General features: G+C 72.4%; 10 protein-coding genes and 1 pseudogene. 8 read left to right on the plus strand and 3 right to left on the minus strand.

From position 1 onward, the window contains the following. Positions 1-38: 38 nt before the first annotated feature. Complete coding sequence (locus QWM81_RS21300) at positions 39-731, plus strand: DedA family protein (protein WP_290113783.1); 693 nt, start codon at positions 39-41, stop codon at positions 729-731. Between the two features lie 38 nt (positions 732-769). On the opposite strand, the gene QWM81_RS21305 is transcribed toward QWM81_RS21300, so the two are convergent. Beyond that, the gene (locus QWM81_RS21305; protein WP_290113784.1) at positions 770-1,300 is read right to left on the minus strand and encodes a gamma carbonic anhydrase family protein; all 531 of its coding nucleotides are present in this window, start codon (positions 1,298-1,300) and stop codon (positions 770-772) included. 166 nt (positions 1,301-1,466) lie between these two features. Here QWM81_RS21305 and QWM81_RS21310 point away from each other — a divergent pair, with 166 nt between their 5' ends. Continuing rightward, a complete protein-coding gene (locus QWM81_RS21310; RefSeq protein ID WP_290113785.1) occupies positions 1,467-2,204 on the plus strand; it encodes an acyltransferase in 738 nt (245 codons plus the stop codon). Here QWM81_RS21310 and QWM81_RS21315 read toward each other — a convergent pair whose 3' ends face one another. Beyond that, positions 2,205-3,071, minus strand: coding sequence for a DMT family transporter (locus QWM81_RS21315; protein ID WP_290113793.1), 867 nt, complete (start codon positions 3,069-3,071; stop codon positions 2,205-2,207). 92 nt (positions 3,072-3,163) lie between these two features. Here QWM81_RS21315 and QWM81_RS21320 point away from each other — a divergent pair, with 92 nt between their 5' ends. Beyond that, positions 3,164-3,736, plus strand: a complete 573-nt coding sequence (locus QWM81_RS21320) for a helix-turn-helix domain-containing protein (RefSeq protein ID WP_290113786.1) — start codon at positions 3,164-3,166, stop codon at positions 3,734-3,736. 7 nt (positions 3,737-3,743) lie between these two features. Here QWM81_RS21320 and QWM81_RS21325 read toward each other — a convergent pair whose 3' ends face one another. Continuing rightward, entirely contained in the window at positions 3,744-4,139 is a 396-nt protein-coding gene (locus tag QWM81_RS21325; protein WP_290113794.1) for a CoA-binding protein, read from the minus strand. 155 nt (positions 4,140-4,294) lie between these two features. Here QWM81_RS21325 and QWM81_RS21330 point away from each other — a divergent pair. The 5 genes and pseudogenes from QWM81_RS21330 to QWM81_RS21350 all read left to right on the plus strand — a co-directional run. Further along, positions 4,295-4,920: pseudogene (locus QWM81_RS21330) on the plus strand (YigZ family protein). A 137-nt stretch (positions 4,921-5,057) separates the two neighbouring features. After that, positions 5,058-6,962: a molecular chaperone DnaK gene (gene dnaK, locus QWM81_RS21335; RefSeq protein ID WP_290113787.1), complete on the plus strand. Its 1,905-nt coding sequence runs from the start codon at positions 5,058-5,060 to the stop codon at positions 6,960-6,962. Further along, positions 6,959-7,957, plus strand: a complete 999-nt coding sequence (gene grpE, locus QWM81_RS21340) for a nucleotide exchange factor GrpE (RefSeq protein WP_353938329.1) — start codon at positions 6,959-6,961, stop codon at positions 7,955-7,957. The genes dnaK and grpE overlap by 4 nt, the downstream gene beginning before the upstream one ends. Before the next feature lie 153 nt (positions 7,958-8,110). Beyond that, complete coding sequence (locus QWM81_RS21345; RefSeq protein WP_290113788.1) at positions 8,111-9,277, plus strand: exonuclease SbcCD subunit D; 1,167 nt, start codon at positions 8,111-8,113, stop codon at positions 9,275-9,277. Further along, on the plus strand, positions 9,274-9,981 hold a 708-nt coding region (locus QWM81_RS21350), incomplete at its 3' end, for an AAA family ATPase (protein WP_290113789.1). The genes QWM81_RS21345 and QWM81_RS21350, both read left to right, overlap by 4 nt.

Consider the following 9,981-nt stretch of genomic DNA (forward strand, 5'->3'; position numbering starts at 1 on the left):
CACGCCGGGCAGCACAGACGAGTACGGAGGAACCGGCGTTGCACGTCCAGGAGTGGCTCGAAACCGTCCCGGCGGTCAGCATTTACCTCCTGGTGGGGGTGGTGATCGGGCTGGAGAGCCTCGGCATCCCGCTGCCGGGTGAGATCGTCCTCGTCAGCTCGGCGCTGCTGGCGTCCCAGCACGGCGACATCGACCCGTACGTCCTCGGCGCCTGCGCCACGGCCGGGGCGATCATCGGCGACTCGATCGGCTACGCCATCGGCCGCAGGGGCGGGCGGCCGCTGCTGACCTGGCTGGGCGGGAAGTTCCCCAAGCACTTCAGCGAGGCCAACATCGCCATGGCGGAGCGGTCGTTCGAGAAGTGGGGCATGTGGGCCGTCTTCTTCGGGCGCTTCGTGGCACTGCTGCGGATCTTCGCGGGCCCGCTGGCGGGTGTGCTGCGCATGCCGTACTGGAAGTTCCTCATCGCCAACGTCTTCGGCGGCATCCTGTGGGCGGGCGGCACCACGGCCGTCATCTACTCGGTGGGCGTCGTGGCGGAGGCGTGGCTGAAGCGTTTCTCGTGGCTGGGGCTCGTCCTCGCCGTCCTGGTGGGCCTGACCTCGATGCTGGTCCTGAAGAGCCGCGCGAAGAAGGCCGCGGCCCGGTCGGAGGCCCGCTCCGCCACGGCCACCACCCCGGCCGCCCCCGCGCCCGCCCCGGCCGAACCGGTGGCGGCCGCGGCCGAGTGACGAGCCGGCGCCCACAGGCGTGCGCGGGTGCCGGCCGGTCAGGTCTTGTGGGTCTCGGCGTGGGCCCTGGCGAGCTCCAGGTACATCGCGGCGTTCAGCGTGATGCCCTCGCGCTCCTCGTCCGTCAGCTCCCGCTTCACCTTCGCCGGCACGCCCGCGACCAGTGAGCCCGGCGGGATCCGCATCCCCTGCGGTACGAGCGCCTGCGCGGCGATCAGCGAGCCGGCGCCGATGTGGGCGCCGTTGAGCACGGTGGCGCCCATGCCGACCAGGACGTCGTCCTCGACGGTGCACCCGTGCAGGACCGCGTTGTGGCCGACCGAGACGCGTGCGCCGACCGTGACGGGGAAGCCCGGGTCCACGTGCACGGTGCAGTTGTCCTGGATGTTGCTGTCGGCGCCGAGCACGATGGGGCCGCAGTCGGCGCGCAGTACGGAGTGGTACCAGACGCTCGACCCGGCGGCCATCGTCACCTCGCCGATCACGACGGAGGTCGGCGCGGTGAACGCGTCCGGATGCACGTCCGGTTCCTTGCCGCCCACGCCGGTGATCAACGCCCGCTCTGTCATCGCCGCTCCTCGGATGCTCATGTGCTGTTCGGTCGTGATGTTTCGGTCGTGCTGTTCGGTCGCGCCAGGGGAACCGTAAGCGACGGCCACCGGGGCGGTGACGGTGGGGCGAACATCACAGGCCGCGGCGCCGACCCGCCGTCACCCGGCCGACTACCGTGTGCGGGTGCCGAAGAACAGAAACACGTTCTCATCCCTGACCGCCTGGCGGCGCCGGGTCCTCGCCCGCGCCGTGCAGGGCGGCTGGCGATGGGTGCAGGAGACGGGCGCCGTCACCGCCGAGCGCCCCGGGCGGCTGCGCTTCCGCGGTATCGGCGCCGGCACCCGGCTGGCCTTCCCGCAGGGCACCGTCTTCGGCGAGCAGTGGATCGAGCTGGGCGGCCACTGCATCATCGCCGAGCAGGTGACGCTGACGGCCGGGATGCTGCCCGGCCTGGACCTCGGTCCCGACCCGGTCCTGACGCTCGGCAACGGCGTCGTCCTCGGGCGCGGCAGCCATGTCGTCGCCGACGCGCCCGTGACCATCGGCGCGGACACCTTCTGCGGCCCGTACGTCTACATCACCTCCACCAACCACAGCTACGACGACCCGCACGAGCCGGTCGGCCGGCAGTGGCCGCGCTCCGAACCGGTGGAGATAGGCCCCGGCTGCTGGCTCGGCACCGGAGCGGTGGTCCTGCCCGGCGCCCGGCTCGGCCGCAACGTGGTGGTCGCCGCCGGCGCCGTGGTACGCGGCGAGGTGCCCGACCACGCGGTGGTGGCCGGGGCGCCCGCTCGCGTCGTACGCACCTGGGACGCCGAGAACGGCTGGCAGCCGCCGCTGCGTACGCCCGCGCCGCGGCCGGTACCGCGGGACGTCACGCCGGAGCAGCTGGTCGCACTCGCGGACCTCGACGACAGGTGATCAGCCGGCGGCCAGCAGCACCGTGCCGACCAGCGCCAGCCCCGCCCCCGCCGCCTGCACCGCCCGCAGCCGTTCCTTCAGCACGGCCCGCGCGGCGAGCGCCGTCACCACCGGGTAGAGGCTGGCGAGCACGGCGGCCACGGTGACCGGACCGTACTGCGCGGCGATGGCGTACGTACCGTTGGCCGCGACGTCCGCGAGACCCACGAAGGCGAGCGCGGGCAGCGCGCCCCACACGACCCGCATCCCGCCGCCTTCCGGCAGCGCCCGCCCGCCGCGCCTCACCGAGGCGTACAGCGCCGCTCCGCCCACCGCGACGTTGGTGACGCGCTGGACGAACAGGGCCAGGAACAGCCCGGTGAGCGTGGTGGACGCCTCGGAGATCAGGGCCATCACCGCGCCGAACCCGAACGCGGCGACCAGCGTCAGCAGGACCGCCTGCCGCTGCACGGGAGCGCCGCGCAGTTCCGGGCCGCCCGCCAGCACCACGCCGACCACCGCCACGCCGATCCCCGCGAACTGCGGCAGGCCCGGCCGGTCGCCGATCAGCAGCCCGACGGAGACGGGGACGACGACGCCGAGCGAGCCGAGCGGGGAGACGACGCCCATGGGCCCGAGGGCGAGGGCCTTGTAGAAGGCCAGCATGGCCGCGGGGCCGACGACGCCGGCCGCCACCGCGTACCAGAGCAGCGGCCCGGCCTCGCTCCAGCCGCCGGTCGCCACCACGACGGCACCGAGGACCGCGACCGCGACGGTCTGTGAGGCGACGACGACCGTCAGGGCGGGCATGCGCCTGGTCAGCGACCCGCCGCCGAAGTCGGCCAGCCCCCACAGGAGGCTGGTGGCCAGGGCGAACAGTGCTGTCATGGCTTCCTCGCAGTACAGTGCGGTGAACATGGGGGTGCACCACACCGTAGTGCAGCTCATTGAACTCTGTCATTCATAATATTGGACGGAATGTGTCGGACCTCGACCAGCTCACGCAGTCGCTCGCCCGCAACCTCAAGCGCTGGCGCCATGAACGGGGCTTCACGCTCGACACGCTCGCCGCCCGCGCCGGCGTCAGCCGGGGCATGATCATCCAGATCGAGCAGGCGCGCACGAATCCCAGCGTCGGCACCACGGTGAAACTCGCGGACGCACTCGGCGTCTCCATCACCACGCTCCTCGACTACGAGCAGGGCCCGCAGGTGCGGCTGGTGCCCGAGGAGCAGGCGGTACGCATGTGGTCGACTCCGGCCGGCAGCAGCACCACCCTGCTGGTCGGCGCCGAGGCGCGCGGGCCCCTGGAGTTGTGGGCGTGGAAGCTGATGCCGGGCGACGCCAGCGCCTCGGACCCGCACCCGGACGGCACCACCGAGCTGCTCCACGTCACGGCGGGCGTGCTCACCCTGGTCGTCGACGGCGTGCGCCACCAGGTGCCCGCCGGGACGTCCGCCGTGTTCGAGTCCAATGTCCCGCACGCGTACCGCAACGACGGCCAGGAGCCGGTCGAGATGACAATGGCCGTCTCCATCCCGCCCGTACGCTGAGGAAACCTCAGCGCAGCCGGGGGATCTCGATCGCGGGGCAGCGGTTCATCACCATGTCCAGCCCGGCCGCCCGGGTCCGTTCGTACGCCGCCTCGTCCACCACACCGAGCTGGAACCACACCGCTTTGGCGCCCCTGGCCACCGCTTCATCCGCGATGGCACCCGCGAGGGAGCTGTTGACGAAGACGTCCACGACGTCCACGGGGAACGGGATGTCCGCGAGCGAGGCATAGCCCTGCTCGCCGTGCACCGTCTCCGCCTTCGGATGCACCGGCACGACGCGCTTGCCGAAGCGCTGGAGCACGGCGGCGACCCCGTAGGCCGCGCGGGAGCGGTTGTTGGACAGCCCCACCACCGCCCAGGTGTCCCCGGACTCGGTCAGGATCTTGCGGATGGTCTCCATCTCGCTCTGCACGCTGTGCCTCCCGTGGATAGTGGATAGCGGTCTGTGCGCGGACTGTGGGCGCCTAGGACGTGCGGTCCGTGTGCGGCAACCCCCGCCCGGCGCGATTCCTTCCCGGCTCCTTCCCCGTGCGCGGCCGCGCATAGGGTGGCGGGATGCAGGAGCAGTACCGGACGGTCGCCCGCGAGGGCGTACACGAGACCGAGATCAACCGATCGCGCTTCATCTGCGCCCTCGCGCCCGCCGCGACCGAGCAGGAGGCCCAGGACTTCGTCGCCCGCGTCCGCAGGCAACACCCGACCGCGACCCACAACTGCTTCGCGTACGTCATCGGCGCGACGCCGCCGTACAGAAGGCGAGCGACGACGGCGAACCGGGCGGCACCGCCGGCGTGCCCATGCTCCAGATGCTCATGCGCCGCGAGGTGCGGTACGTCGCCGCCGTCGTCACCCGCTACTACGGGGGCGTGAAACTCGGCGCGGGCGGGCTGATCAGGGCGTACGGGGGTGTGGTCGGCGAGGCGCTGGACGCGCTCGGCACCCTCACCCGGCAGCGCTTCCGGCTCGCCACCGTGACCGTCGACCACCAGAGGGCCGGGAAGCTGGAGAACGACCTGCGGGCGACCGGGCGGGCGGTGCGCGAGGTGCGGTATGCCGAGGCCGTCACGGTCGAGGTCGGGCTGCCCGACGCCGACGTCGACACCTTCCGCGCCTGGCTGGCGGACGCGACCGCCGGAACGGCCCGCCTGGAACTGGGCGGCGAGGCGTACGGGGACGCCTGAGGGCGGCTTTGGGGGCGTGTGGGGGTGTATAACGCCGGAAATAGGGTCATCTTGACAGGTGAGGGGTGACGTCCTATGCACATTTCGTGGACGTCAGTGAGGTGAGAACCGCGGGACCGTGAGCTGAGGAGACGGCGATGGCGCGCGCAGTGGGTATCGACCTCGGTACGACGAACTCGGTGGTCAGCGTCCTGGAGGGCGGCGAGCCAACGGTGATCACCAACACGGAGGGAGCGCGGACCACCCCCTCCGTGGTCGGCTTCGCGAAGAACGGGGACGTCCTGGTCGGCGAGGTGGCCAAACGGCAGGCCGTGACCAACGTCGACCGCACGGTGCGGTCCGTGAAACGGCACATGGGCGAGGCGGACTGGCGCTTCCCCGAACACGGCGACGTCGACGGCAAGCGGTACACCGCCCAGGAGATCTCCGCACGGGTGTTGCAGAAGCTCAAGCGCGACGCGGAGAGCTACCTCGGCGAGGAAGTGAAGGACGCCGTGATCACCGTACCGGCGTACTTCAACGACTCCCAGCGCACGGCGACCAAGGAGGCCGGTGAGATCGCGGGCCTGAACGTCCTGCGCATCATCAACGAGCCGACCGCCGCCGCCCTCGCGTACGGCCTCGACAAGGAGAACGACCAGACGATCCTGGTCTTCGACCTCGGCGGCGGCACCTTCGACGTGTCGCTGCTGGAGATCGGTGAGGGCGTGGTCGAGGTGAAGGCCACCAACGGTGACACGCACCTCGGTGGTGATGACTGGGACCAGCGGATCGTCGACCACCTGGCGCAGCGGTTCAAGAACGCGTACGGCATCGACCTGTCCAAGGACAAGATGGCCACGCAGCGGCTCCGCGAGGCCGCCGAGAAGGCGAAGATCGAACTGTCGGCCACGACGGAGACCACGATCAGCCTGCCCTACCTGAGCGCGTCGGCCGAGGGCCCGCTGCACCTGGACGAGAAGCTCACGCGCGCCCAGTTCCAGCAGCTGACCGCCGATCTGCTGGAGCGCTGCAAGGGCCCCTTCCACAATGCGATCAAGGACGCCGGTATCAAGGTGTCCGACATCAACCACGTCATCCTGGTCGGCGGCTCGACCCGGATGCCGGCCGTCACGGACCTCGTCCGGGAGCTGACCGGCAAGGACCCGCACAAGGGTGTGAACCCCGATGAGGTCGTCGCCATCGGTGCCTCGCTCCAGGCGGGTGTCCTCAAGGGTGAGGTCAAGGACGTCCTGCTGCTCGACGTGACCCCGCTGTCCCTGGGTATCGAGACCAAGGGCGGCATCATGACGAAGCTGATCGAGCGCAACACGACGATCCCGACGAAGCGTTCGGAGATCTTCACGACGGCGGAGGACAACCAGCCGTCGGTGCAGATCCAGGTCTACCAGGGCGAGCGCGAGATCGCGGCGTACAACAAGAAGCTCGGCATGTTCGAGCTGACCGGCCTTCCGCCGGCCCCGCGCGGTGTGCCGCAGATCGAGGTCTCCTTCGACATCGACGCCAACGGCATCATGCACGTGACCGCGAAGGACCTGGGCACGGGCAGGGAGCAGAAGATGACCGTCACCGGCGGCTCTGCGCTGCCGAGGGATGACATCGACCGCATGGTCCGCGACGCGGAACGCCACGCGGAGGAGGACCGCCGCCGACGCGAGGCCGCCGAGACCCGCAACCAGGGCGAGCAGCTGGTCTACCAGACGGAGAAGTTCCTCAAGGACAACGAGGACAAGGTCCCGGGCGAGGTGAGGAACGAGGTCGAGGCGGCCGTCTCCGAGCTCAAGGAGAAGCTGAAGGGCGAGGACACCGCGGAGATCCGTACCGCCACCGAGAAGGTCGCGGCCGTCTCCCAGAAGCTGGGCCAGGCCATGTACGCGGAGGCCAGGGCCGCCCAGGGCGGGGCGGGCGCGTCGGCGGACGCCTCGGACGCCTCCGGGGCCGGTGAGGCTTCGCAGGGCGGCGGCGCGGGCGCGCAGGGCGAGGACGACGTGGTCGACGCCGAGATCGTGGACGAGGACCGGCGGCAAGGAGGCGGAGGATGAGGCAGGGCACGCCCAGGCTGACCACGGTGAGGGGCCGCACCGACCCGCCACCGATGATCGCCCCGGCCGCGCCCGGCCCGTCCGGAACCCCCGCGACCCGCCGCCGCGAGCTGGAGCCGGGGCCCACGCCCGTACGCCCCGCCGGCCCCCCGCAGGAGGCGGAGCCCCAGGTGCGACGGCCGCACGGTGAGCAGCCGGTGCCGCACGCGCCGGAGGCGCACGAGCACGCGGCGCCGGACCCCCACACGGCGCGGCAGAGACAGCCGCGGCAGGAGTCGGCACAGCCGCCGCAGGACCACGAGCGGCACCCTGGGCAGCGGGCGCTGCATGAACCGCAGGCGGCGGAGCCTGCGGCTTCGGAGCTGCGCCCGCCGCACCGGCAGGACCACGTGGCGCCGTCCCAGCAGCCGCCCGAGCAGTCGGCACAGCCGGAGCACACGGCGCAGCCGCAGCAGCCGCCCGAGCAGTCGGCGCAGCAGCCGCAGTCGCAGCAGTCAGCGCCGCAGCTACAGCTGCCGGCCGAGCAGACGGCGCCGCAGCCGCAACAGCCGCCGCCTGGCGTCGCGGCGCTGGCCGTGGCGCTTGCCGAGCGGACCGCCGACCTCCAGCGGCTGAAGGCCGAGTACGACAACTACCGCAGCCGGGTCCACCGCGACCGCCTCGCGGTGCGCGAGGTGGCCGTGGCCAACGTCCTGCGCCGGCTGCTGCCCGTGCTGGACGCCATCTCGGAGGCCGCCCGGCAGGGCGAGCTCACCGATGGCTTCCAGCGCGTCGCCCGGGCGCTGGACAGTGAGCTCGCCGCCCTGGGCCTGGCGGTCTTCGGCGCGGTGGGTGAGCCGTTCGACCCGCGCGTCCACCAAGCCGTCTCCTACCACCGCTCCGACCATGCCGAGCGGCCGGTCTGCACCGAGATCGTGCGCCCGGGATACCGGGTCGGCGACCACCTCCTGCGCCCCGCCGAGGTGACGGTCACCGGCCCCCCGGCCACCGCCTGAGGACAGCCGGGTCCGCCACCGATGGCAGACTGATGCCCGTGACGGATCAGGTGCCGACCGGCGTCCGCGTGGTCGCGGTCGGCAGGGGGCCCGTGCCGGTTCGGCCGGTGCCGGGGGTGGAGGAGCGGTGAACATGCAGGTCGGAGCGGGACCTTGAGGATGCTGCACACCTCGGACTGGCACCTCGGGCGGTCGTTCCACCGGGTCAGCCTGCTCCAGGCCCAGTCCGCTTTCCTGGACCACCTCGTGGCGGCCGTGCGCGCGCACGACGTCGACGTCGTACTCGTCGCGGGGGACGTCTACGACCGCGCGGTGCCGCCGCTGCCCGCCGTCGAGCTGTTCGACACGGCACTGCACCGGCTCGCCGAGGCGGGCGTACCCACCGTGATGATCTCCGGGAACCATGACTCCGCCCGCAGGCTCGGCGTCGGCGCGGGCCTGATCGAGCGCGCCGGAATCCACCTGCGTACCGACCCGGCTGCCGTCGGCACCCCCGTCGTGCTGACCGACCCGCACGGCGATGTCGCCTTCTACGGCCTGCCCTACCTCGAACCGGCCCTCGTGCGGGACGAGTTCGGCGCGCGGAAGGCCGGTCACGAGGCGGTACTGTCGGCCGCCATGGAACGGGTCCGCGCCGACCTGGCCGGGCGGCCCGCCGGCACCCGCTCCGTCGTCCTCGCCCACGTCTTCGTCGCCGGCGGCGAACCGAGCGACAGCGAGCGCGACATCACCGTCGGCGGCGTGGCCGCCGTCCCGGCCGGCGTGTTCGACGGCGTCGACTACGTCGCCCTCGGGCACCTGCACGGCAGCCAGGCGCTCACCGACCGCGTGCGGTACTCCGGTTCGCCCCTCGCGTACTCCTTCTCCGAGGCCGACCACCGCAAGACCATGTGGCTGGTCGACCTCGACGGGGACGGCGGGATCACCGCCGAGCGGCTCGACTGCCCCGTTCCCAGGCCCCTCGCCCGCATCCGGGGCCGGCTCGACGACCTCCTCGCGGACCCCGGCCTGACGCGGCACGAGGACGCCTGGGTCGAGGCGACCCTCACCGACGCCACCCGCCCGGCCGAGCCCATGGCCCGCCTCACCGAACGCTTCCCCCACACCCTCAGCCTCGTGTTCGCGCCCGAGCGCCCCGACGACGAACCCCTCGCCTCGTACGCGCGGCGCCTGCGCGACCGCAGCGACCAGCAGATCGCGGAGGACTTCGTGGCCCATGTACGCGGCGGGGCGGGCCCCGACGAGCCGGAGCGCGCGGCGCTGTACCGCGCCTTCGACGACGTACGGACGGACATGGCGCGCCGCGAGGTGGCCGGGTGAGGCTTCACCGGCTGGACATCACCGGCTTCGGCCCCTTCGGCACCACCCAGACCGTCGACTTCGACGCGCTGTCGCAGGCCGGCCTCTTCCTGCTCCACGGGCCCACCGGCGCGGGCAAGACCTCCGTCCTCGACGCGGTGTGCTACGCGCTGTACGGGGCGGTGCCCGGCGCCCGCCAGAGCCCCGGGACCTCGCTGCGCAGCGACCACGCCCCGGCCGGTACGTCCACCGAAGTGGTGCTCGAACTCACCGTCGCGGGGCGGCGGTTGGAGATCACCCGGCGGCCCGAACAGCTGCGCCCCAAGAAGCGGGGGACCGGCTTCACCAAGGAGAAGGCCCAGTCCCTGCTGCGCGAGTACGACGCGGCGGGCGGTGTCTGGCGGGGGCTGAGCAAGTCCCACCAGGAGATCGGTGAGGAGATCACCCAGCTCCTCGGGATGAGCCGGGAGCAGTTCTGTCAGGTGGTGCTGCTGCCGCAGGGTGACTTCGCCCGCTTCCTGCGCGCCGACGCCGAGGCGCGCGGCAAGCTCCTCGGCCGGCTCTTCGACACCCGGCGCTTCGCCGCCGTCGAGGAGCACCTCGCCGACCTGCGGCGCGCCGCCGAACAGCAGGTCCGCGACGGCGACGAACGGCTGCTCGCCCTCGCGCACCGGATCGCCCAGGCGGCGGGCCCGGCGGCCGCTGACTGGCCGGCACCGGACGGC

Source organism: Streptomyces ficellus (genome assembly GCF_030406405.1).
In the GTDB taxonomy this organism is placed as follows: Bacteria; Actinomycetota; Actinomycetes; order Streptomycetales; family Streptomycetaceae; genus Streptomyces; species Streptomyces ficellus_B.

Bases quoted from the DNA above. Each gene is read 5' to 3' on its own strand.
- QWM81_RS21325 (WP_290113794.1), bottom strand. From the start codon at position 4,139: ATGGAGACCATCCGCAAGATCCTGACCGAGTCCGGGGACACCTGGGCG.
- QWM81_RS21305 (WP_290113784.1), bottom strand. From the start codon at position 1,300: ATGACAGAGCGGGCGTTGATCACCGGCGTGGGCGGCAAGGAACCGGAC.
- dnaK (WP_290113787.1), top strand. From the start codon at position 5,058: ATGGCGCGCGCAGTGGGTATCGACCTCGGTACGACGAACTCGGTGGTC.
- QWM81_RS21315 (WP_290113793.1), bottom strand. From the start codon at position 3,071: ATGACAGCACTGTTCGCCCTGGCCACCAGCCTCCTGTGGGGGCTGGCC.
- grpE (WP_353938329.1), top strand. From the start codon at position 6,959: ATGAGGCAGGGCACGCCCAGGCTGACCACGGTGAGGGGCCGCACCGAC.